This is a genomic window from Streptomyces sp. NPDC102441 (assembly GCF_044765585.1).
In the GTDB taxonomy this organism is placed as follows: domain Bacteria; phylum Actinomycetota; class Actinomycetes; order Streptomycetales; family Streptomycetaceae; genus Streptomyces.
Map to the genome: position 1 here is coordinate 119,422 of NZ_JBIWKH010000019.1, position 20,556 is coordinate 139,977.

At 70.4% G+C, this 20,556-nt stretch carries 20 protein-coding genes; 16 read left to right on the plus strand and 4 right to left on the minus strand.

Features of this window, described 5'->3' with window-relative positions:
* The first annotated feature begins 73 nt into the window (after positions 1-73).
* Positions 74-1,282, plus strand: coding sequence for a sensor histidine kinase (locus tag ACIREO_RS34080; RefSeq protein ID WP_404117388.1), 1,209 nt, complete (start codon positions 74-76; stop codon positions 1,280-1,282).
* Between the two features lie 19 nt (positions 1,283-1,301).
* Entirely contained in the window at positions 1,302-1,976 is a 675-nt protein-coding gene (locus ACIREO_RS34085) for a response regulator (protein WP_404117391.1), read from the plus strand.
* Between the two features lie 43 nt (positions 1,977-2,019).
* Here the strand turns inward: ACIREO_RS34085 and ACIREO_RS34090 are convergent, their stop codons facing one another.
* Entirely contained in the window at positions 2,020-3,132 is a 1,113-nt protein-coding gene (locus tag ACIREO_RS34090; RefSeq protein WP_404117504.1) for a DUF5937 family protein, read from the minus strand.
* A 103-nt stretch (positions 3,133-3,235) separates the two neighbouring features.
* Between ACIREO_RS34090 and ACIREO_RS34095 the strand changes: the two genes are divergently transcribed.
* Positions 3,236-3,394 carry a hypothetical protein gene (locus ACIREO_RS34095; protein WP_404117393.1) on the plus strand — a complete coding sequence of 53 codons (159 nt, stop codon included), beginning with the start codon at positions 3,236-3,238 and terminating at the stop codon, positions 3,392-3,394.
* A 4-nt stretch (positions 3,395-3,398) separates the two neighbouring features.
* Here ACIREO_RS34095 and ACIREO_RS34100 read toward each other — a convergent pair whose 3' ends face one another.
* Positions 3,399-4,544: a threonine aldolase family protein gene (locus ACIREO_RS34100; RefSeq protein ID WP_404117396.1), complete on the minus strand. Its 1,146-nt coding sequence runs from the start codon at positions 4,542-4,544 to the stop codon at positions 3,399-3,401.
* Positions 4,545-4,710: 166 nt separating this feature from the next.
* On the opposite strand from ACIREO_RS34100, the gene ACIREO_RS34105 reads away from it, so the two are divergent.
* The 10 genes from ACIREO_RS34105 to ACIREO_RS34150 all read left to right on the plus strand — a co-directional run bounded on the left by ACIREO_RS34105 (position 4,711) and on the right by ACIREO_RS34150 (position 12,934).
* Positions 4,711-5,685, plus strand: coding sequence for a Rossmann-like and DUF2520 domain-containing protein (locus tag ACIREO_RS34105; RefSeq protein ID WP_404117398.1), 975 nt, complete (start codon positions 4,711-4,713; stop codon positions 5,683-5,685).
* Positions 5,682-6,695, plus strand: coding sequence for a pantoate--beta-alanine ligase (panC, locus tag ACIREO_RS34110; protein WP_404117401.1), 1,014 nt, complete (start codon positions 5,682-5,684; stop codon positions 6,693-6,695). Before ACIREO_RS34105 ends, panC begins: the two co-directional genes overlap by 4 nt.
* Complete coding sequence (locus ACIREO_RS34115) at positions 6,692-8,458, plus strand: L-aspartate oxidase (protein ID WP_404117403.1); 1,767 nt, start codon at positions 6,692-6,694, stop codon at positions 8,456-8,458. The genes panC and ACIREO_RS34115 overlap by 4 nt, the downstream gene beginning before the upstream one ends.
* Before the next feature lie 2 nt (positions 8,459-8,460).
* Positions 8,461-9,510 (plus strand): carboxylating nicotinate-nucleotide diphosphorylase, encoded by a 1,050-nt coding sequence (gene nadC / locus ACIREO_RS34120; protein ID WP_404117406.1) that lies wholly within the window; start codon positions 8,461-8,463, stop codon positions 9,508-9,510.
* Complete coding sequence (locus tag ACIREO_RS34125) at positions 9,510-10,307, plus strand: type III pantothenate kinase (RefSeq protein ID WP_031091045.1); 798 nt, start codon at positions 9,510-9,512, stop codon at positions 10,305-10,307. Before nadC ends, ACIREO_RS34125 begins: the two co-directional genes overlap by 1 nt.
* A 140-nt stretch (positions 10,308-10,447) precedes the next feature.
* Positions 10,448-11,044: a hypothetical protein gene (locus ACIREO_RS34130; protein ID WP_404117506.1), complete on the plus strand. Its 597-nt coding sequence runs from the start codon at positions 10,448-10,450 to the stop codon at positions 11,042-11,044.
* A 65-nt stretch (positions 11,045-11,109) separates the two neighbouring features.
* The gene (locus ACIREO_RS34135) at positions 11,110-11,289 is read left to right on the plus strand and encodes a hypothetical protein (RefSeq protein ID WP_404117409.1); all 180 of its coding nucleotides are present in this window, start codon (positions 11,110-11,112) and stop codon (positions 11,287-11,289) included.
* 102 nt (positions 11,290-11,391) lie between these two features.
* The gene (locus ACIREO_RS34140) at positions 11,392-11,826 is read left to right on the plus strand and encodes a BlaI/MecI/CopY family transcriptional regulator (protein WP_404117412.1); all 435 of its coding nucleotides are present in this window, start codon (positions 11,392-11,394) and stop codon (positions 11,824-11,826) included.
* 129 nt (positions 11,827-11,955) lie between these two features.
* Positions 11,956-12,453 (plus strand): amino-acid N-acetyltransferase, encoded by a 498-nt coding sequence (locus ACIREO_RS34145; RefSeq protein WP_404117509.1) that lies wholly within the window; start codon positions 11,956-11,958, stop codon positions 12,451-12,453.
* Between the two features lie 145 nt (positions 12,454-12,598).
* Positions 12,599-12,934, plus strand: a complete 336-nt coding sequence (locus tag ACIREO_RS34150) for an Lsr2 family protein (RefSeq protein WP_404117415.1) — start codon at positions 12,599-12,601, stop codon at positions 12,932-12,934.
* Here the strand turns inward: ACIREO_RS34150 and ACIREO_RS34155 are convergent.
* The gene (locus tag ACIREO_RS34155) at positions 12,913-13,497 is read right to left on the minus strand and encodes an SCO3374 family protein (RefSeq protein WP_404117418.1); all 585 of its coding nucleotides are present in this window, start codon (positions 13,495-13,497) and stop codon (positions 12,913-12,915) included. The genes ACIREO_RS34150 and ACIREO_RS34155 overlap by 22 nt on opposite strands.
* A 440-nt stretch (positions 13,498-13,937) precedes the next feature.
* On the opposite strand from ACIREO_RS34155, the gene ACIREO_RS34160 reads away from it, so the two are divergent.
* Both ACIREO_RS34160 and ACIREO_RS34165 read left to right on the plus strand, forming a co-directional pair.
* The gene (locus ACIREO_RS34160) at positions 13,938-16,463 is read left to right on the plus strand and encodes an ATP-dependent Clp protease ATP-binding subunit (protein ID WP_404117421.1); all 2,526 of its coding nucleotides are present in this window, start codon (positions 13,938-13,940) and stop codon (positions 16,461-16,463) included.
* 963 nt (positions 16,464-17,426) lie between these two features.
* Positions 17,427-18,143: a M23 family metallopeptidase gene (locus ACIREO_RS34165; protein ID WP_404117424.1), complete on the plus strand. Its 717-nt coding sequence runs from the start codon at positions 17,427-17,429 to the stop codon at positions 18,141-18,143.
* A 51-nt stretch (positions 18,144-18,194) separates the two neighbouring features.
* Here ACIREO_RS34165 and ACIREO_RS34170 read toward each other — a convergent pair whose 3' ends face one another.
* The gene (locus tag ACIREO_RS34170) at positions 18,195-18,779 is read right to left on the minus strand and encodes a TetR/AcrR family transcriptional regulator (RefSeq protein ID WP_404117426.1); all 585 of its coding nucleotides are present in this window, start codon (positions 18,777-18,779) and stop codon (positions 18,195-18,197) included.
* Between the two features lie 135 nt (positions 18,780-18,914).
* On the opposite strand from ACIREO_RS34170, the gene ACIREO_RS34175 reads away from it, so the two are divergent.
* Complete coding sequence (locus tag ACIREO_RS34175) at positions 18,915-20,507, plus strand: MDR family MFS transporter (protein WP_404117429.1); 1,593 nt, start codon at positions 18,915-18,917, stop codon at positions 20,505-20,507.
* Positions 20,508-20,556: the final 49 nt, after the last annotated feature.

A 20,556-nucleotide genomic window follows, 5' to 3' on the forward strand; every position in this document is an offset into this window, starting at 1 on the left:
AGTACGGTCCCAGGATCCGGATCGGCCCTCCGGCTGACCCGGGCACCGATCAGCTGTCCCTACGCTGGGTAATGTGCAGCGCTTCTACGATTTCATCCGCAGACACCCGACGGGCGTCGACATCCTCTGGGCTGTCCTCCTCCTCGGGTTCTCCGGCGTGTCCATCGTGGCCGGCCAGGTCGGCAGCGGCCAGGAGCGGATCGCCGCCGTGCCCGTCGCCGTCGGTCTGTCCGTCGTGGTCGCGCTGCGCCGCCGCATGCCGGAGAAGATGCTGCTGCTCGCGATCCTGATGGGGCTCGCCCAGCTGCTGTTCGGCGTGCGGCCGGACGTGGCGGACTTCGCCCTGCTGGTGATCACGTACACCGTGGCCACCGTGGGGGAGCGCCGGGCGTCCTGGCTCGCCCTCGGGTGCAGCCTCGTCGCAGCGGGGGCCTCCCGGCTGCGCTGGCCCGACGACGCACCGTTCGGCGGCTGGGCGCAGACGCTCGGCTACGTCGTGATGATGACCGTGCCGTTCGTCCTGGCCTGGGTGCTCGGCGATTCCATACGAACCCGGCGGGCCTACTTCAGCCAGCTGGAGGAGCGGGCCGCCCGGCTGGAGAAGGAGCGCGAGGCGCAGTCGAAGGTCGCCGTCGCCGCCGAACGGGCCCGTATCGCCCGCGAACTGCACGACGTCGTCGCGCACAACGTCTCGGTGATGGTGGTCCAGGCCGACGGCGCCGCGTATGTCATGGACTCGTCCCCCGACCAGGCCCGGCAGGCGCTGGAGACCATCTCCGGCACCGGCCGCCAGGCGCTCGCCGAGATGCGGCGGCTGCTCGGAGTGCTCAGGACGGGCGACTCCCAGGAGAGCGGGGAGTACGTCCCCCAGCCCGACGTCGAGCAGATCGAGGAACTCGTCGGCAAGGTCAGGGAGACCGGCCTCGCGGTGGACTTCAGGATCGAGGGCACGCCGCGTCCGCTGCCGAGCGGGGTGGAGCTGACCGCGTACCGCATCGTCCAGGAGGCGCTCACCAACACCCGCAAGCACGGCGGCCCCGACGCCGGGGCGAGCGTGCGGCTGGTCTACTTCGACGACGGTCTTGGCCTGCTGGTCGAGGACGACGGCCGCGGGGCCCCGCACGAACTCTACGAGGACGGCGGCGCCGACGGCGCGGGACAGGGGATGATCGGGATGCGGGAGCGGGTCGGCATGGTCGGCGGCACGCTGGACGCGGGCCCGCGCCAGGGCGGCGGCTTCCGGGTCAGCGCGCTGCTTCCGCTCAAGCCGGCCAACCAGTGACAGAAGGACAGGACACCGCATGGCGATCCGAGTAATGCTCGTCGACGACCAGGTGCTGCTGCGCACCGGCTTCCGGATGGTGCTGGCCGCCCAGCCGGACATGGAGGTCGTCGCGGAGGCGGGCGACGGGGCCGAGGCGATCGAGGTCCTGCGGTCCACGGCTGTCGACGTCGTACTGATGGACGTCCGTATGCCTCGGCTGGACGGCGTCGAGGCGACCGCGCGCATCTGCGCGCAGGCCGATCCGCCGAAGGTGCTGATCCTGACCACGTTCGACCTGGACGAGTACGCGTTCTCCGGTCTGAAGGCGGGCGCCAGCGGTTTCATGCTCAAGGACGTGCCGCCCGGCGAACTCCTCTCCGCCATCCGCGCGGTGCACAGCGGCGACGCCGTCGTCGCCCCGTCCACGACCCGAAGGCTGCTCGACCGGTTCTCACCGATGCTGCCGAGCGGGAAGAAGGAGCCGCAGCACAAGCGCGTCGAGAAGCTGACCGAACGCGAGCGCGAAGTCATGCTGCTCGTCGCCCAGGGGCTGTCGAACGGTGAGATCGCGGCCCGTCTGGTGCTGTCCGAAGCGACCGTGAAGACCCACGTGGGACGCATCCTCACCAAACTCGGCCTGCGCGACCGCGTCCAGGTGGTCGTCCTCGCCTACGAGACGGGGCTGGTCAGGGCCGGAGGCCACGCGGGCTGACCGGGCCCCACGTCCCATCCGCGGCGGCAGGCCCCGCCACAGCTCACCGCAGCACACCCTCCAGGAAGTCGCTGCCCAGGCGGGCCACGACCGTCAGGTCCAGTGAGTGCAGGACGTACCGGCCCCGCCGACGGGTGATGACCAGGCCGGCCTTCTTGAGCAGCGCCAGGTGACGGGAGACCTCGGGGGGCGTGATGCCGTGCGAGTCGGCGAGCTCGCCGGTGGTGTAGGAGGAGCCGGCCAGGTTGCGGCAGATCCGCATCCGCATGGGGTGGGCCAGCGCCTCCATCCGGAGCTGGAGCAGCTCGACGGAGGCGGGAGAGGGCAGCTCGGGGCGGTGTACCGGGTAGTGGATCACCGGACGCCAGCCGGGGGCGTGCAGCACCATCAGGTGAGGCCAGCCGAAGCTGGTCGGGATGAGGGTGAGACCGGTGCCGGCCGCCGAGCCTCTGGCCGCGGTCCGGTCCGTGCCCAGTTTGTCGACGCTGATCGTGCCGGTCTCCTCGTCCAGCGAGACGGCCTCGGAGACCGCGCTCAGGGCCGCGGCGACGCCCTTGTGCCGCAGCACCTCGGTCTTGTGCCGGGCGTCGGTGGCCAGCTGGACCTGGGCCCGCCGCCAGGTGTCGGCGAAGAAGGCCTGGTCGCAGTCCTCGAAGAGGCGCCGGACCCAGCCGCGTACGGAGCCGGGGGCGGCCAGCAGCTGCCGGGTGAAGGCAAGCTGCTTCGGTCCCCTGGCCGCGGCCATGTCGAGCGCACGGGTCCTCGTCCTGGGGTCGGTGAGCGGGGAGGACGCCCCTGCTCCGTACAGGCCGGCGCAGGTGAACTCCAGGGCGGCCGAGACGAACCGCTCGTCGTCGAGCCTGTCCAGGATGTCCAGGTCCTCGGCGAGGGTCGAGCCGGTCCTGCCGTCGCCGCCGCGGACGCCGGCGAACGGCATGAAGACATCGGAGAAGGTGTTCCGCCACAGGAACTCCGCCTCGTGCAGCCGGTCCGCGAGATCCGGCTCCAGAGCTGCGGAGGTCGCGGTCGCCCAGCCGTGCACACCCGGGTGGTGACCGGGTTCGGAGAGGGCATGAAGGGCGAGCCCCAGCTCTGCGAGAGGAGAGGTCTCGAAGACGATGCGCTCGGGGGGCAGGCCCGCGATGTCGATGTGCACGCTCACCCCTCCATGGTGCGGGGTGCGGGGCGGCGGCCGTCGCCATTTGACCGCGGTCGTCAATCCACGGGCGGGCCCGCCGTGCCGGGGTCAGGCTGGAGGCATGGACATCGTTCAGCAGCACCTGCTCGACAGCTGTCGCGCCGCGCAGCACGGTGAGGTGCCGCCCCCGCTGCCCGGCCGATACGACCGGGACGTCATGCGTGGCATCCGAAGGCGTATGCGCGCCTGGGTGACCGCGCACCCGCCACCCCTCCCCTGAGCCCCTACACGAGTCGCGTCACGAAGTCGGCCACCGCCCTCCGCACGTCGCCTGCCGTCCACCCCAGCCCCGCCGCGGCCACCGTGACCTCGGTGAACGAGAGTCCGGGCGGCCCCGTCGGAGCCGCGAACCAGCGGCGGAAGAGCGTCACGCCCGTCTCCTCGGCCTGCCGCACGGACGCCTCGTCCAGGACGTCCGTGGTGTACGGCAGCCAGACCTGGAACTGGTGCGTGTGAGGCGGCTCGGGGTGCACCCGGAACCACGGCACCGCCGACCCGGCGAAGCCGTCGGCCAGCGCGTCGGCGACCACCTCCGCGTGCGCCACGTACGACGGCAGCCTCGGCAGCTCCCGCTCCAGGCCCAGGAGCGCGGAGAGGGCCGCCGGGTACTGCTGGAAGACCTGACCGCCGTACCGGTGGCGCCAGGTCCTCGCCTCCTCGATCAGGGACTCCGGGCCTGCGAGCACCGCACCGGACAGCCCGTCCAGGGACTTGTAGAACGACACGTACACGCTGTCGGCGAGCGCCGCGATCTCCGGGAGGCCGCGCCCGAAGTGCGGGGCGCACTCCCACAGACGCGCCCCGTCCAGATGCACCACCGCGTCCCGCTCACGCGCCGCGGACACGACGTCCTCCAGCTCCTCCCAGGACGGCAGGACGAAGCCCGCGTCACGCAGCGGCAGCTCCAGCATCAGCGTGCCGAACGGCTCGGGGAGGTCCTGGATCTCGTCCGCCTTGACCTGCCTGGGCTCGGTCGTCGGATGCACCGTACGCAGTCCGCTCACGGAGGTGAGCGCGCCGCGTTCGTGCACCTCCGGGTGGGAGAGGGGGTGCAGTGCCACGACCGGGTTGCCCGTACGCCCCGCCCAGCACCGCAACGCGACCTGCTGAGCCATCGTCCCGGTCGGGAAGAACGCGGCGGCCTCCATGCCCAGCAGACCGGCCGTGCGCCGCTCGACCTCGGCGACGACCCCGCCGCCGTACACATCCGTCCACTCGCCCAGGTCGTGGACCGTGCCGGCGTCGGCGGCCAGGGCGGCCAGCCGCCCGGCCAGCGTGTGGTCCGCCGACATCCGTGCCAGCACCTTTCCTGACCGCTGCCAGGCGGTCAGCCTGCGGTGCCGCTGCTTCTGCTCCTCGGTGTCTCCCATGGGACGATGATCACCCGGCCCGCCGGCACCGCACATCCCGGGTTCTCCTGTCGTCAAAAGTTATCCACAGGCTGTGGACGGCTGGGGTGTGTGACGAAACGCTGGCGTAGCATGCAGAGGAATCGTCCGGTACCCCCCGCGGACTGGAACGGAAGGCCATCGCCGCGTGAACGCATCAGTTTCCAAGGAAGCCCTCGACGCGAGGGACCGCCCCGCCCGCCTCACCGTCGGCGTCGTCGGCGCGGGACGGGTCGGCCCCGCCCTCGCCGCATCGCTGCAGCTCGCCGGGCACCGCCCGGTCGCGGTGTCGGGCGTCTCCGACGCATCCGTGCGCCGGGCCGCCGCACTGCTCCCCGACGTCCCCCTGGTGACCCCCGCCGAGGTCTTCGCACGCTCCGAGCTCGTGCTGCTGACCGTCCCCGACGACGCGCTGCCCGGCCTGGTCGAAGGCCTCGCCGAGACCGGCGCCGTACGACCGGGGCAGCTGCTCGTCCACACCTCGGGCCGCTACGGGACCAGGGTGCTCGACCCCGCGCTGCGGGCCGGTGCCCTGCCCCTCGCCCTGCATCCGGCGATGACCTTCACCGGCAGCTCCGTCGACGTGCAGCGGCTGGCGGGCTGCTCCTTCGGGGTGACCGCCCCCGAGGAGCTCAGGCTCGCCGCCGAGGCGCTCGTCATCGAGATGGGCGGCGAGCCCGAATGGATCGCGGAGGAATCCCGTCCGCTCTACCACGCGGCACTGGCCCTCGGGGCGAACCACCTGGTCACCCTCGTCGCGCAGTCCATGGACCTGCTCCGCAAGGCCGGCGTGGGCGCCCCCGACCGGATGCTCGGGCCCCTGCTCGGGGCGGCGCTCGACAACGCCCTGCGCTCCGGTGACGCTGCGCTGACCGGCCCCGTCGCCCGGGGCGACGCCGGGACGGTGTCCGCGCACATCCGTGAGCTGCGTGCGCACGCGCCGCAGACGGTGGCGGGATATCTCGCCATGGCACGCGCCACGGCCGACCGGGCCCTCGACCACGGCCTGCTCAAGCCGGAGTTCGCGGAGGACCTCCTCGGCGTGCTCTCCGACAGCAACGCCGTGAACGGAACGAACGGAACACACGGACCGGACGGATCCGGACCGGGGGAGAAGCGATGAACACCGCACCCGCCACCCTGCTGCGCTCCGCCGCGGAGCTGGACGCCCTCGGCCGGGCCGCCGGGGCACGCCGCGCCGTCGTGATGACGATGGGCGCGCTCCACGACGGCCACGCCACCCTGATCCGTGCCGCGAGGGCGGCCGCGGGGCCCGACGGCCAGGTCGTGGTCACCGTCTTCGTCAACCCGCTCCAGTTCGGCGAGGCCGCCGACCTCGACCGCTACCCCCGCACCCTGGACGCCGACCTCGCCGTCGCCTCGGAGGCCGGTGCCGACGCGGTCTTCGCCCCCGCCGTCGACGAGGTCTACCCCGGCGGCGACCCGCAGGTGAGGATCACCGCGGGCCCCATGGGCGAGCGGTTCGAAGGCGCCTCCCGACCCGGGCACTTCGACGGCATGCTCACCGTCGTCGCCAAGCTCCTGCACCTCACCCGGCCGGACGCGGCGTTCTTCGGGCAGAAGGACGCCCAGCAGCTGGCGCTGGTCCGCCGCATGGTGCGCGACCTCAACTTCGGTATCGACATCGTCGGGGTGCCGACCGTCCGCGACCCGGACGGCCTCGCGCTCTCCAGCCGCAACCGCTTCCTCTCCGCCGAGGAGCGCCGTACCGCGCTGGCCCTGCCCAGGGCCCTGTTCGCCGCCCGCGACCGGCTGGCCGCCCAGCAGACGCTGCACGCCCGCGCCCGGACGGTCCCGGAGCGGGACGGCCGGGCAGCCGCTCTGAACCAGCTCGGCGAGGCCCGTGCGGCCGCCGACACACAGGCCGTGACGCCGGCCCGGCCGACCGTCGCACCCGCCGCGGTGCTGGCCGCCGCCCTGGCCGTCCTGGACGAGGCGGCGGAGGAAGCGGTGCCCCTCGCCCTGGACTACGTGGCGCTCGTGGACCCGGCGGACTTCACCGAGCTCCCCGACGACCGCGTGAGCGGTGAGGCGGTTCTCGCTGTCGCCGCCCGGGTGGGAGCCACCCGTCTGATCGACAACATCCCACTGACCCTCGGAGTCCTCACGTGACCGGAATACGGCTGACCGCCCCCGCCCCGGGCTGGTCCATCGACGCGGACGTCGTCGTGATCGGCTCCGGCGTGGCCGGTCTCACCACCGCACTGCGCTGCGCCGCGGCGGGCCTCGCGACCGTGGTCGTCACCAAGGCCCGGCTCGACGACGGTTCCACCCGCTGGGCGCAGGGCGGCATCGCCGCCGCGCTCGGCGAGGGCGACACACCCGAGCAGCACCTCGACGACACCCTGGTCGCCGGGGCGGGCCTCTGCGACGAGACGGCGGTGCGCGCCCTGGTCACGGAGGGCCCCGACGCCGTACGCCGGCTGATCGACACCGGCGCACACTTCGACACCACCGACAGCGGCGCGATCGCCCTGACCCGTGAGGGCGGCCACCACCGCCGCCGTATCGCGCACGCGGGCGGCGACGCGACGGGCGCCGAGATCTCCCGCGCCCTGGTCGGGGCGGTCCGCTCGGCGGCCCTGCGCACCATCGAGAACGCCCTGGTCCTGGACCTGATCACGGACGCGGAAGGCCGTACCGAGGGCGTCACCCTGCACGTCATGGGTGAGGGCCAGCACGACGGCGTGGGTGCCGTGCACGCCCCGGCCGTGGTGCTCGCCACCGGCGGCATGGGCCAGGTCTTCTCCGCCACCACCAACCCGCCGGTCTCCACGGGCGACGGGGTGGCGCTCGCGCTGCGGGCGGGCGCCGAGGTCTCCGATCTCGAATTCGTCCAGTTCCATCCGACCGTCCTGTTTCTCGGTGCCGACTCCGAGGGCCAGCAGCCGCTGGTGTCCGAAGCGGTACGGGGCGAGGGCGCCCACCTCGTCGACGCCTCCGGCACCCGCTTCATGCTCGGGCAGCACGAGCTGGCCGAGCTGGCCCCCCGCGACATCGTCGCCAAGGCCATCACCCGCCAGATGCACCTGCACGGCACCCAGCACATGTATCTCGACGCCCGCCACTTCGGCGCCGCGATGTGGGAGCAGCGCTTCCCGACGGTCCTCGCCGCCTGCCGCGCGCACGGCATCGACCCCGTCACCCAGCCGATCCCGGTCGCCCCCGCCGCGCACCACGCCTCGGGCGGCGTGCGTACGGACCTCCGGGGCCGTACGACGGTGCCGGGCCTGTACGCCTGCGGCGAGGTCGCCTGCACGGGCGTGCACGGCGCCAATCGGCTGGCGTCCAACTCCCTCCTGGAGGGCCTGGTCTTCGCCGAGCGCATCGCGGCCGACATCGTGGACGGGTCCCGGACGGATTCCGGGGCCGGTCCCCGGCGTACCCCCGTGGCGGAACCCGCCGGAGCCCGTACGGTCACACTGCTCACCGCGGAGTCGCGGACCGCGATCCAGCGGATCATGACCAAGGGCGCCGGGGTGATCAGGTCCGGCGGCAGCCTGGCGGTCGCGGCCGGGGAGCTCGACGCCCTCCAGCGGGCCGCGGCGGCCGCCGAGAAGGACGGGCCCAAGGACGCCGTACCCGGGGTGGAGGCGTGGGAGGCCACGAACCTCCTCCTGGTCTCGCAGGTCCTGGTCGCCGCAGCGCGGGAGCGTGAGGAGACCCGCGGCTGCCACTGGCGCGAGGACCGCCCCGAGCGCGACGACGACGTCTGGCGCCGTCACCTGATCGTCCGTGTCGACCCGTACATGCGGCCCGTCGTCCGCACGACGGACACTTCCGCGTTCCCGCCCGTACGCCCCGGAGACCCGGCAGACTCCGCACTGCCTGCAGGCCTCCCGAACCACCCCGCCGACGCCCCCGAGGAGCCGTAACCGTGAGCACGCCCGAAGAGAATCCGCGCCCCACCCCTGTGGACGTACCGCTGATCCACATCGGCGCACCCGCCGAGTCCGGTGGCGGCTGCGGCGACGGCTGCGGCTGCGGTGACGGCTACGACCCCGACGGTCTGGAGTGCGGCCTCGACCCCGCTCTGGCCCAGCTCCTGGCGGACGCCGGACTGGACCCGGTCCAGGTCGAGGACATCGCCCATGTCGCGATCGAGGAGGACCTCGACGGAGGCGAGGACGTCACCACGGTGGCGACCGTCCCCGAGGACGCCGTCGCCACCGGCGACTTCACCGCGCGTGAGGCCGGCGTCGTCGCGGGTCTGCGGGTCGCCGAGGCCGTCCTCTCCATCGTCTGCACCGACGAGTTCGAGGTCGAGCGGCACGTCGAGGACGGTGACCGCGTCGTACCCGGCCAGAAGCTGCTCACGGTGACCACCCGCACCCGTGACCTGCTCACCGGCGAGCGCAGCGCGCTCAACCTGCTGTGCAGGCTCTCCGGCATCGCGACAGCGACCCGCGCCTGGACCGATGTGCTCGAGGGCACGAAGGCCCAGGTCCGCGACACCCGCAAGACCACTCCGGGGCTGCGCGCGCTGGAGAAGTACGCCGTGCGCTGCGGCGGCGGGGTCAACCACCGCATGTCGCTCGTGGACGCGGCGCTGGTCAAGGACAACCACGTGATCGCGGCTGGCGGCGTCGCCGAGGCGTTCCAGCGGGTCAGGAAGGCGTTCCCGGAGCTCGCGATCGAGGTCGAGGCCGACACCCTGGAGCAGGTCCGCGAGGTGCTCGAAGCGGGCGCCGACCTGATCCTGCTGGACAACTTCACCCCGTCGGGGACCGCCGAGGCGGTCGCGCTGGTCGGCGGCCGTGCGGTGCTGGAGTCCTCGGGCCGGCTCACCCTGGACTCCGCCCGTGCCTATGCCGAGGCCGGGGTCGACTACCTGGCCGTCGGCGCGCTCACGCACTCCTCGCCGATCCTCGACATCGGCCTGGACTTCCGCGACGCCACGGCGGCGACCGACGGGGCCGACGCCTGATGCTGCTCACCATCGACGTGGGCAACTCCCACACCGTCCTCGGCCTGTTCGACGGCGAGGAGATCGTCGAGCACTGGCGGATCTCCACCGACGCCCGCCGCACCGCGGACGAGCTCGCCGTCCTGCTCCAGGGGCTGATGGGGATGCACCCGCTCCTCGGGGTCGAACTCGGCGACGGCATCGAGGGCATCGCGATCTGCTCGACCGTCCCGGCCGTGCTGCACGAGCTCCGCGAGGTCACCCGCCGCTACTACGGCGATGTCCCGGCGGTCCTCGTGGAGCCGGGAGTGAAGACCGGTGTCCCGGTCCTCACGGACAACCCGAAGGAGGTCGGCGCGGACCGCATCATCAACGCGGTCGCCGCCGTCGAGCTCTACGGCGGCCCGGCCATCGTCGTCGACCTGGGCACGGCCACGACCTTCGACGCCGTGTCCGCGCGCGGCGAGTACACGGGCGGGGTGATCGCGCCGGGCATCGAGATCTCCGTGGAGGCGCTCGGGGTGAAGGGCGCCCAGCTCCGCAAGATCGAGCTGGCACGGCCGCGCAGCGTCATCGGTAAGAACACCGTCGAGGCCATGCAGTCCGGCATCGTCTACGGCTTCGCAGGCCAGATCGACGGTGTGGTCGAGCGCATGAAGAAGGAACTGGCGGCCGACCCCGACGAGGTCACCGTCATCGCGACCGGCGGCCTTGCTCCGATGGTGTTGGGTGAGTCCTCCGTCATCGACGAGCACGAGCCGTGGCTGACGCTCATCGGACTGCGCCTCGTGTACGAGCGCAACATCGCCCGGATGTAGGACGCGCCCGTGGCCACCTGCGGGAACAGCTCGGCGGAGCGGAGCCCGGCGCCGCGCCGCCGAGCGGTGAGTTAAGCCGATTTTGTCCATTTAGCACGTATTGTCGCGTCATGCCCACGCCCTACGGATCACGCGGCGGCATGGCGTTCAGCGCGGACGAGCTCCGGGTGCTCCGACGTGCTCTCGCCAACGCCCTCCACCCCACGCCCCTGCCGGAAGAGGATGTCCAGGACTGCCTGCGCCTCGCGGGCACGGTGGACGAGGTGGTGAGTGAGGCGGGACGGCTGCGCGCCTTCCTCCTCGCCGACCTCGCCCGCTACCGCGAAGCGCTCCCCGGCTCGCTCGGCGGCTATCTGGAGCTCCTCCAGGACGCCCTCGCGGCCGGCTACGACCCCCGCCCGGACGACCTCGCGGCCTTGCGCGCCCTGCGTGCCGGGCCGGTCGCCGCCGCCCTGCTGGAGCGCTGCCAGGTGCTTGCCGAGCGCTCGGTGCGCGCGCGCCTCGCCGGCCGTGCGGTGCCCATGACGACGCCCGCACCGCGCAGCAGGCTGCTGGCCCTGCCCGGTGGCCTGGCGGCGGCCAAGGAGCCCGAGAGGCCCCGGACCCCGTCCGGACCCGCCGTACCGGCCCGTCCGGCCGCCCCGGGCGAGCGTCCGATGCCCAAGCCGTCCGAGGTCTTCCCGCCCCGGCGCAGGCCGGTACCGGCTCCTCCGCCCGAGGAGCGCGCCGTGTCCTGAGGCGCCGACGCGCCTGAGGGGTGCCCGGGAGTGGCCGGAATGCCGGGCTCGCTACCCTGGACGGCATGGACTACGTATCCGCGCTCGTTCCCCCCGTGGTGATGGCCGCCTTCTTCATCGCCCTGGTCATGGTGATCATCAAGAGCCAGGGTGGCCCGAACAAGGCCAAGGAGGACGCCGCGGTGGACGCGGCGCTCGCCCGGGCCGAATCGGCCGAGCAGGCCCCGAGGCCCGAGGGCGTCTGACCCGGGCCCCGAGCACGAAGGGCGCACGGCTCCCCGGAGCCGTGCGCCCTTTTTTCGTTCCTGAATTATCCCATTCCAGACATCTAGCACTAAGGTGACGCCGTGCCTCGCCAATTGGGAGAGCTGGAAGACACCGTGATGACACGGGTCTGGCAATGGAACCGCCCGGTCACCGTGCGGGAAGTTCTCGAGGACCTGCAACAGGAACGGTCCATCGCGTACACGACCGTCATGACGGTAATGGACAATCTCCATCAGAAGGGCTGGGTACGCCGGGAAGTGGATGGCCGGGCATATCGATATACGGCCGTCTCCACCCGCGCCGCATACTCGGCCGCACTGATGAACGAAGCCTGGTCGCAGAGCGACAACCCGGCGGCCGCACTGGTCGCCTTCTTCGGCATGATGTCCGCGGAGCAGCGCGAGGCTCTCCGGGATGCGATGCGCGTCGTCGCGCCCACGTTCCCCGAACCGGCCGGGAGCCGGCCCGATGACGGGACCGCAGCCGATGAAGCGCCGCCGGAGAGCGGGCGATAGCGTCGGGGGATGTCCTCAGAGCCGTCGCAAACCGAGTACCGTGCCGAGTCGCAAACCGGAGATCGAGCGAGGCCGGAAACCGGATCTCGCGCACATGTTCATACCGGCCCGTCGGTAAATGGACCGGCCATCACCGTCCGCCGCGCCAGGACGAGCGATGTGGCGTCCGTCCGCGGACTCCTTGACGGCTACGTCTCCGAAGGCATCCTGCTCGACAAAGCGACGGTCACGCTTTACGAGGACATCCAGGAGTTCTGGGTCGCCGAACGCGACGAGGACGCCCGTGTCATCGGCTGCGGCGCACTCCATGTGATGTGGGAAGACCTCGCCGAAGTGCGTACTCTCGCCGTCGACCACGCCATCAAGGGCGCCGGAGTCGGACACCAGGTCCTGGACAAGCTCTTGAAGACCGCGCGCTGGCTCGGTGTCCGCCGGGTTTTCTGCCTCACGTTCGAAGTCGACTTCTTCGCCGCACACGGCTTCACCGAGATCGGAGAGACGCCGGTCGACGGAGATGTCTACAGTGAGCTGCTGCGTTCCTATGACGAGGGTGTCGCCGAGTTCCTGGGTCTCGAACGAGTGAAGCCGAACACCTTGGGCAACAGCCGGATGCTTCTGCACCTGTGAACGGCGGAAGGCGCCGGAACCCTATGTCCGAATCGCGCATGTTTCCCGTGCTCTTGCGCTGCTGAACCCCTCCCAGGGGTTTGTGTTTTCCGGAGAAAAGCGGTTTCCTTTCCGCGTACTCCATTTTCGATGAAAGGAAAATCCGGTGGCGCAGAAGGTTCAGGTCCTTCTTGTTGATGACCTCGATGGTGTCGAGGCGGACGAGACCGTGACGTTCGCTCTGGATGGCAAGACGTACGAGATCGACCTCACCACGAGCAACGCGGACAAGCTCCGTGGGCTTCTTGAGCCGTACACCAAGAGCGGACGCCGCACCGGCGGCCGCGCCGCGACGGGCCGTGGCAAGGGCCGCGCCGTTACCGGTGGCAACAAGGACACGGCCGAGATCCGTAGGTGGGCGCGCGAGAACGGCCACAACGTGAATGACCGCGGCCGCGTTCCCGCCGAGATCCGTGAGGCTTACGAGAAGGCGAACGGCTGATCTGTCGGCCTGTGGGCCCGCAGATGTGTCCGGGCATGAGCGAGTCTGGCCCGGTGGCATTCCGTCGCCGCCGCGTCCACGAGTCGTACGAGATCGGGAGCATCCCCACCGCTGCTCCCGAGGCCGCCGAGGGCCGGGAGTGAGATTTCCACCGCCTGGCGCGATCCGGGGGGCCGCAGCCAGACCGCGGCCCCCGGCGAGCCCGCAGTCCCTCCGGGCGGCACCGGCGCCGTGATGTGCCCGCCGATGCCGAGGGCGGACAGATCGAGAGCGATACCGCCCCACTCCAGCCAGTCGAGCAGACCGGGCAGTTCGTCGGCGCTGCCCGCGGCCACCAGCAGCCGCATCCGCTGCCCCGCCAGTGCCACCGGACCGGTGCGCCCGACCCGGCGCAGCACCGCGTGACCCGCCGTGGCGGGCAGCTCCAGGACGTCGAAGCGCAGCCCCGTCAGCAGTCGCACCGGCGATGTGCCCGCCGTGGCCCAGCCGAGTTCGCGGGCGTACCACTGAGCGCGGTCGCCGGATTCCGGCGACGAGCGGGGAGGCGGGACGAGGGAAACCATGTCCGATGAACCGCCGAACCTGCCCGGGAGTTACGCACTGTTCATGATCGACTGCCTTGCGTGTGCGCTTCGGGGGCGTGCGGAAGCTCCCCGCGGCGCGAAGTTGTTCGCCCGTAGCGGAGTAAACGGGGGTGCGCCGCATGGACTGTCAGTGAGTGCGGGTAAGACATCCCTAGTGGGAAGGGGCGACACGCGGGCAAAAACGTCTCACGTTCGCCATCGGCGTACTGGCGAAAGGGCTATCTGCCTGGCCTGCGGGAACATCGTCTCGCACCATCGGGTTGGAGCAGTTGTCGGCGTTCGGGGCGGGGGATCCGCCCGGAAGCAGGGACGGGTGTCGGCAGTTGAAATGAGCGGTCCCCGCTTGCGGGACTAAGCTGCGGAAGGACAGGGAGGGGACCGACCCCTTACTGCCTGACCGCTCTGAGGAGCGATTAACGATGTTCGAGAGGTTCACCGACCGCGCGCGGCGGGTTGTCGTCCTGGCTCAGGAAGAAGCCCGGATGCTCAACCACAACTACATCGGCACCGAGCACATCCTCCTGGGCCTGATCCACGAGGGTGAGGGTGTCGCCGCTAAGGCCCTGGAGAGCCTCGGGATTTCGCTCGAGGCGGTCCGCCAGCAGGTGGAGGAGATCATCGGTCAGGGCCAGCAGGCCCCGTCCGGCCACATCCCCTTCACTCCCCGGGCCAAGAAGGTCCTGGAGCTGTCGCTCCGTGAGGCACTTCAGCTCGGCCACAACTACATCGGCACGGAGCACATCCTGCTCGGCCTGATCCGCGAGGGCGAGGGCGTCGCAGCCCAGGTCCTCGTGAAGCTGGGCGCCGACCTGAACCGGGTGCGGCAGCAGGTCATCCAGCTGCTCTCCGGGTACTCGGGAGGCAAGGAAGCGGCCACCGCCGGCGGCCCCGCGGAGGGCACGCCCTCCACGTCCCTGGTGCTCGACCAGTTCGGCCGGAATCTCACCCAGGCCGCTCGTGAGTCCAAGCTCGACCCGGTCATCGGGCGCGAGAAGGAGATCGAGCGGGTCATGCAGGTGCTGTCCCGCCGTACGAAGAACAACCCGGTTCTCATCGGCGAGCCCGGCGTCGGCAAGACGGCGGTCGTCGAGGGCCTGGCGCAGGCCATCGTCAAGGGCGAGGTGCCCGAGACCCTCAAGGACAAGCACCTCTACACCCTGGACCTCGGCGCCCTGGTGGCGGGTTCCCGCTACCGAGGTGACTTCGAGGAGCGCCTGAAGAAGGTCCTCAAGGAGATCCGCACCCGCGGCGACATCATCCTGTTCATCGACGAGCTCCACACCCTGGTGGGTGCGGGCGCCGCCGAGGGCGCGATCGACGCGGCGAGCATCCTCAAGCCCATGCTGGCGCGAGGCGAGCTCCAGACCATCGGTGCCACGACGCTCGACGAGTACCGCAAGCACCTGGAGAAGGACGCCGCGCTCGAGCGCCGCTTCCAGCCCATCCAGGTCGCGGAGCCGACGCTGCCGCACACCATCGAGATCCTCAAGGGTCTGCGGGACCGTTACGAGGCCCACCACAGGGTCTCCATCACGGACGAGGCGCTGGTCCAGGCCGCCACCCTGGCCGACCGGTATGTTTCCGACCGCTTCCTGCCGGACAAGGCGATCGACCTGATCGACGAGGCCGGATCCAGGATGCGCATCCGCCGGATGACCGCGCCCCCGGACCTCCGCGAGTTCGACGAGAAGATCGCGGGTGTCCGCCGCGACAAGGAGTCGGCCATCGACTCCCAGGACTTCGAGAAGGCGGCGTCCCTCCGCGACAAGGAGAAGCAGCTGCTGGCGGCGAAGGCCAAGCGGGAGAAGGAGTGGAAGGCCGGCGACATGGACGTCGTCGCCGAGGTCGACGGCGAGCTGATCGCCGAGGTCCTGGCAGCCTCCACCGGTATCCCGGTCTTCAAGATGACCGAGGAGGAGTCCTCGCGTCTGCTGCGCATGGAGGACGAGCTCCACAAGCGCGTCATCGGACAGAGGGACGCCATCAAGGCCCTCTCGCAGGCGATCCGTCGTACGCGAGCCGGTCTGAAGGACCCGAAGCGCCCGGGTGGCTCGTTCATCTTCGCCGGCCCGTCCGGTGTCGGTAAGACGGAGCTCTCCAAGACGCTGGCGGAATTCCTGTTCGGCGACGAGGACGCGCTGATCGCCCTCGACATGTCGGAGTTCAGCGAGAAGCACACGGTTTCCCGCCTCTTCGGTTCGCCCCCCGGTTACGTGGGCTACGAGGAGGGCGGCCAGCTCACCGAGAAGGTGCGCCGCAAGCCGTTCTCCGTCGTCCTCTTCGACGAGGTCGAGAAGGCCCACCCCGATATCTTCAATTCCCTGCTCCAGATCCTGGAGGACGGTCGTCTGACCGACTCCCAGGGCCGGGTCGTGGACTTCAAGAACACGGTCATCATCATGACGACCAACCTCGGGACCAGGGACATCTCGAAGGGCTTCAACCTGGGCTTCGCCGCCCAGGGTGATGTGAAGACGAACTACGAGCGGATGAAGAACAAGGTCAACGAAGAGCTCAAGCAGCACTTCCGGCCCGAGTTCCTCAACCGTGTCGACGACACGGTCGTCTTCCACCAGCTCACCGAGGAAGACATCATCCAGATCGTCGACCTCATGGTCGACAAGGTGGACGAGCGCCTGAAGGACCGCGACATGGGCATCGAGCTCAGTGCCGAGGCCAAGTCGCTCCTGGCGAAGAAGGGCTACGACCCCGTGATGGGCGCCCGGCCGCTGCGCCGGACGATCCAGCGGGAGATCGAGGACATCCTCTCCGAGAAGATCCTCTTCGGCGAGCTGCGTCCGGGTCACATCGTGGTCGTGGGCACCGAGGGCGAAGGGGACGAGAAGAAGTTCTCGTTCCGCGGCGAGGAGAAGTCGCCTCTGCCCGACGTCCCGCCGATCGAGCAGGCAGCGGGCGGCGGCCCGAACCTGACGAAGGAGGCGTAGGGCGCGTAGCGCCTGAGCGTCGAAGGGGCTGCCCCGGACCGGTTTCGGTCCGGGGCAGCCCCTTCGCTCGTTCCAGCGTGCTTCGATCTCCAGCCGATCGCCCAGTTCTCCCGCTCCAGCTCGCCCGGCCTCTCCCGGTCCTCGTCCTCCTCGACCAGCCGCGCCACCCGGTGCCAGGGCACCACAAACGACTGGATGTCCTCGTTCCGCATCGGCAGCAGCCGGAGCTCCTCGAAGCCCTCGGGGCTGAGCCGGTCAGGCTCGTCGGCCATCGGGCGGACGGCGGCCGACGCCGTGGGTCTCTCCGGTTAGCGGCGCAGTAGCTGCGACAGCCACGTGTGGGCCTGCTCCCGGTCCTCCGGCGGTACCTCGCCCAGGCTGTCCACCAGCAGGAGCGCCTCTCCGTCGGCGACACGGCCTATCTGAGTCCGGAGGCGCAGCACCGGTCCCCGTCGGCCCCGGAACCGGGCCGTCAACGATCCCGCTACGGACGCTGCGCGCCCGGTCTGTCCCGCCCCCGGGGCGCTGAGCGTCTGCCCCGGCAGCGTAGTCGGACCGGCGGGCCGAAGGTCCCGAAACGGGCAGGCTTCCGGCCCACCGGCGGTGACAAGGCGCACAGGCCCTCAGAGGCCTACTAGGCGCGCTAGGAGGAGGCAGGGTCACCGGTCCCGGGACCTTGGTCCCGCTCCGGCCGAGGCTTTCGGCGTTTGAGTTGTTGTGCCCGGAATGCTGGCTTGCGTCCAGGGAGGGCGCCTCTGGAACAGGGGTTAAACGTGCTTCGCGAAGAATGTCGAGAAGATCGTCCGCTACTGCCGGGGCGGCGGCAGCGATGAATTCCCGCCCCCTCGGCTACGGCTTTTGATCGTAGATGGGGTGTTTGAGTGTTGCTGGGGGTGCGGGTTACCAAGGTGGAGCAAGCCCGGTCCGAGCACTGGGTCCAGTCACCCCGGAGGTTCTCCCCGCATGTCGAAGCGCGTTACGTTCCAGCACTCCCGCCGCCCGTCCATGTCCCGCGTCAGTGGCGCCGTCGTGGCCGCAGGCCTGGGTGCGTCGATGGTGTTCGGTGCGGGCGCGGCGTTCGCGTCCGGCACGACGGGTACCGCGGACACCGCGGCCCTCGCCGCCACCGCGGACTCCGTCGCCCAGCAGGCGACCGCCCAGGGCAAGGCCGCCGCGAAGGCGAAGGCCGACAAGGCCGAGAAGGCCGAGAAGGAGAAGAAGGCGGCCGCGAAGAAGAAGGCCGCTGCCAAGAAGAAGGCCGGCTCGTGGGAGGCCCCGGTCAGCCACTACGAGCTGAGCGCCACCTACGGCACCGGCGGCGACCGCTGGGCCAGTAAGCACTCCGGTCAGGACTTCGCGGTGCCGATCGGCACCAAGGTCGAGGCCGCGCACACCGGCCGGGTCGTCAAGGCCGGTCCGAACGGTGGCGGCGACGGCCCCGCATACGGCAACGCCATCGTGGTCAAGCACGCCAACGGCAAGTACTCGCAGTACGCCCACCTGTCGAAGATCGAGGTCAACGTCGGCGACCGCGTGAAGACGGGCGACGAGATCGCCAAGTCGGGCAACACCGGCAACTCCAGCGGCCCGCACCTGCACTTCGAGATCCGGACCTCGCCGAACTACGGTTCCGCGCTGGACCCGGTCTCGTACCTGAAGTCCGTGCACGTCAAGGTCTGACGCGCACCTTCCCGAAGCCGAAGCCGAAGCCGAAGCCGGAAGCGGTAGCCGCTAAGCGGCGGGCCCCGGTTCATGGGCCCTGGTCACCAGTTCGACGGCGACCTCGAGAGCAGCCTTGCGCTTCTCCTCGGGGTCGCCTTCGGCGTCCTTGAGGGCCATCATCCCGGCGTGCATCGCGAAGAGCGCGGTGAAGCAGCGCACCTGGTCGGTGAGCGGGGCGTCGGGATCCTTGATCAGGTCCACCAGGGAGATGACCCGGTGCTTCATGGTGTGGCCGATGCTCAGCTCGCGCACCGTCGCCTGGTTCTCCTGCATGAAGACGAAGAGCGGCGCGGCGGCCTTGAGCGCCTCGCTGTAGCGGACCAGGATCTCCTTCTTCGTCTCCAGGGTGCGCGGCTGTCCCTCACCCCAGGCGACGATCTCCTCGACGGGCCTGTTCAGGTCCTCGAAGATGCTGATGAGGATGTCTTCCTTGGTCTTGAAGTGGTAGTACAGCGCCGCCTTGGTGACCTGCAGCTGCTCGGCGATCTCGCGGAGCGACGTCTTCTCGTACCCCTGCTCCACGAAGAGATCCAGGGCGACGTCCTGAATGCGCTGGCGGGTGTTGCCCCGGCGCGGCTGCGGCGTGCTGCCCATGCGACTCTCCCAAGAACTTACTTGACGCCCGGCTAGTTACGGGTCTACGTTCCTCAGTGTACTAACTAGCCGGGCGGCAAGTAAGTGTCGGGCCGGCGGTGGATCGGGCAGCAGGGGATCAGGGGAGTGGGCGGCATGGCAGAACTGAAGAAGGCGACGGCGGGCGGGGAAGCGGAACCACAGCCGCGCAGTGTCCGGGTGGTGATTTTCGCGCTGCTGATCGCGATGCTGCTGGCCATGCTCGACAACATGATTGTCGGTACCGCGATGCCCACCATCGTCGGCGAGCTGGGCGGTCTGGAGCATCTGGCCTGGGTGGTCACCGCCTATACCCTGGCCACCGCGGCCTCCACGCCCATCTGGGGCAAGCTCGGCGACATGTACGGACGCAAGGGCGTCTTCCTCACGTCCATCGTGATCTTTCTGATCGGCTCGGTGCTGAGCGGAATGGCCCAGGACATGGGCCAGCTGATCGGGTTCCGGGCCATCCAGGGTCTCGGCGCGGGCGGTCTCATGGTGGGTGTCATGGCCATCATCGGCGATCTCGTGCCGCCCCGGGAGCGAGGCAAGTACCAGGGCATGATGGCCGGAGTGATGGCGGTCGCCATGATCGGCGGACCGCTGGTCGGCGGCACCATCACCGACCACCTGGGCTGGCGCTGGAGCTTCTACATCAACCTGCCGCTCGGCGCCGTCGCGCTGGCCATGGTCACCGCCGTGCTGCACCTGCCCCGCAAGGAGCGCCGGAAGGCGAAGGTCGACTACCTGGGCGCCGCGCTCCTCACCGTCGGCATCGTCGCGATCGTGCTGGTCACCACCTGGGGCGGTACGGAGTACGCCTGGGGCTCGGCCGTGATCATGGAGCTCATCGCCCTCGGTGTCGCCTCCCTCGTCGGCTTCCTCTTCGTCGAGACGAAGGCCGCCGAACCGATCGTGCCGCTCCACATCTTCCGCAACCGCAACTTCACCCTCATGTCCCTGGTCGGGTTCATGGCGGGCTTCGTGATGTTCGGCGCGGTGCTCTTCCTGCCGCTGTTCCAGCAGTCGGTCCAGGGGGCGTCCGCGACCAACTCCGGACTCCTGCTCCTGCCCATGCTGCTCGCGATGATGATCGTCTCGCTGGTCGCCGGCCGGATCACCACCAGCACCGGCAAGTACAAGATCTTCCCGATCATCGGCAGCCTCCTGATGGTCACCGGGCTGTTCCTGCTCGCCACCATGGACACCGGCACCACGCGCCTCACCTCCGGCATCTACATGGCGGTGCTCGGCGCGGGCATGGGCTTCCTGATGCAGATCACGATGCTCGTCGCCCAGAACAGCGTCGAGCTCAAGGACATGGGCGTCGCCTCGTCCACCACCACGCTCTTCCGCACGCTCGGCAGCTCCTTCGGAGTCGCGATCATGGGCGCCCTGTTCACCAGCCGCGTGCAGGACGAGATGGCGGCACGCGGCGGCGGTGGAGCCACCGCGCAGTCCGCCCAGCTGGACGCGGCGCACCTGGCGAAGCTGCCGGACGTGATGCGCGAGGCGTACGAGTACGCAGTGGCCTCCGGCACCCACATCGCCTTCCTGGTGGGTGGCTCGGTCGCGGTGGTGGCCCTGGTCGCGGCGCTGTTCGTCAAGGAGGTCCCGCTGCGCGGCGCGGCGAAGCCGGAGACCCCCTCGGACGACGGTGGAACGGCACCCGCCCGGGCCGAGTCGGCCAAGGAGTCGCAGAACGCCTGAGCGGCACCTGACAGCGGTGGGCCCCGGGGACGAGACGTCCCCGGGGCCC